The 1,034-nt window shown below is 36.2% G+C and carries 2 protein-coding genes and 1 pseudogene; all 3 read left to right on the top strand.

The genetic code is table 11. The features are described 5' to 3' along the window. On the top strand, positions 1-485 hold a 485-nt coding region (locus tag J3U57_RS12670), incomplete at its 5' end, for a colicin D domain-containing protein (RefSeq protein WP_267345002.1). Then, complete coding sequence (locus J3U57_RS12665) at positions 482-748, top strand: colicin immunity domain-containing protein (protein WP_065633147.1); 267 nt, start codon at positions 482-484, stop codon at positions 746-748. The genes J3U57_RS12670 and J3U57_RS12665, both read left to right, overlap by 4 nt. Positions 749-829: 81 nt before the next feature. Beyond that, positions 830-1,034, top strand: a pseudogene (locus J3U57_RS12900) (VENN motif pre-toxin domain-containing protein); the annotation flags it as partial.

The raw sequence follows: 1,034 nt of genomic DNA, 5'->3' as shown, positions 1-1,034 counted from the left end.
CTAAAGCTGGGCAAGCATTAGTGAAAGAAGCTGAAAAGGCTTATCATTCCGGTGATATCGCCACAGGTAATCAACTCATGAATCAGGCTGCCAGCCATGGAACGACGGTTGAAACTACGGTTGTAAGAAATAGTGGTGCCGGAAAGGGAATGGGTGGTAATTCGGTTGCCAATGAATTAACAGGGATCACACAAAAACAGTTAGATAAAAAGTTTAAACATGCTGCTGATTTTGGGATAACAACAACAAAGAAAAACGCTGAAACACTTAGTCAATATGAAACAGCAATTAAAAGCCATATGGGAGATAAAGCAACCAAACCTCTAGGTACTTATGGCTTTGTAACAGACTCGAAAGTATTTTTTAATTCAAATACAAATAATGTAGTTGTTCTTGATAAATCAGGTAATTTTGTTACCGGATTTAAGATTACTCCAGGAACACCTCAATATGAAAACTATATGAAAAATGGAGTATTACGATGAGCCTCACGATATTAGAATTTGCTAGATCATTAGTTAATGGAAGGATAACTCCTCAAGTTTTTGTTGAAGCTTATATTGAACTTTATCAAATAGAACGAGATAACAATATCTTGATTAATGATGAAGATAGTATAAGTGAATGTTTATCATCCATATTTTGTTTAGCTGATCTTTATAATCCTGATTCTGACAGAGAAGAATATGAATTAGATGAATCACAACTTATTGAACAAATTGAGCAAGAACTAAAAAAGCTAGGATAGTTAAAGGCTACACGTTGGCATGGGATCTTAACTTAACTGACTCGTTAACAACTTTACGGTAAAAATACTAGCAAGTTAACCGAAGCAGAAAAACAACAAGTCAGCGCACTCACCCAACTGGCCACCGGTCTGACTATTGCCGCATTAGGTGGTGATGCTCAGGATATTAATACCGCTATTGCTGGTGGTAAAAATGCGGTAGAGAATAACTATTTGAGTGTAGATGAAGCCAAACGAAAGGCTTACTTAACTTGGATAAAGCCAAACTATCTAGGTGAGGAATTAA

It is taken from the genome of Gilliamella sp. B3464, assembly GCF_026536145.1.
Taxonomy (GTDB): domain Bacteria; phylum Pseudomonadota; class Gammaproteobacteria; order Enterobacterales; family Orbaceae; genus Gilliamella.
The sequence above is the reverse complement of the archived record's forward strand: the minus strand, read 5'-3'. Positions and strand labels throughout refer to the sequence as shown.

Excerpts from the sequence above, each read along its gene's own strand:
- J3U57_RS12665 (WP_065633147.1), top strand. The coding sequence starts at position 482 with ATGAGCCTCACGATATTAGAATTTGCTAGATCATTAGTTAATGGAAGG.